The 335-nt window shown below is 66.9% G+C and carries 1 protein-coding gene; it reads right to left on the minus strand.

The window, feature by feature from the left end; genetic code table 11:
- Positions 1-335 (minus strand): hypothetical protein (locus DIE11_RS36695; RefSeq protein WP_221622491.1); only part of this gene is annotated, 335 nt, incomplete at both ends.

Here is a 335-nt window from a genome sequence, read left to right on the forward strand (position 1 = left end):
GACCTCCACGTCGACCGGCCTCTCGTCGGCAACCAGCTCGATCAGCTCGCTGTCCACGTCGACCTCGACCGGCATCAGCTCGCTGTCCACGGGCCTCAGCTCGACCGACAGCTCGGTGGCATCGCTGTCGACCTCCACGTCGACCGGCCTGTCGTCGGCAACCAGCTCGATTTCGTCGCTGTCCACGTCGACCTCGACCGGCATCAGCTCGCTGTCCACCGGCCTCAGCTCGACCGACAGCTCGGTGGCTTCGCTCTCGACCTCCACGTCGACCGGCCTCTCGTCGGCAACCAGCTCGATCTCGTCGCTGTCCACGTCGACCTCGACCGGCATCA

Origin of the sequence: Burkholderia sp. Bp9012 (assembly GCF_003853825.1) — a bacterium.
GTDB classification, from domain to species: domain Bacteria; phylum Pseudomonadota; class Gammaproteobacteria; order Burkholderiales; family Burkholderiaceae; genus Burkholderia; species Burkholderia diffusa.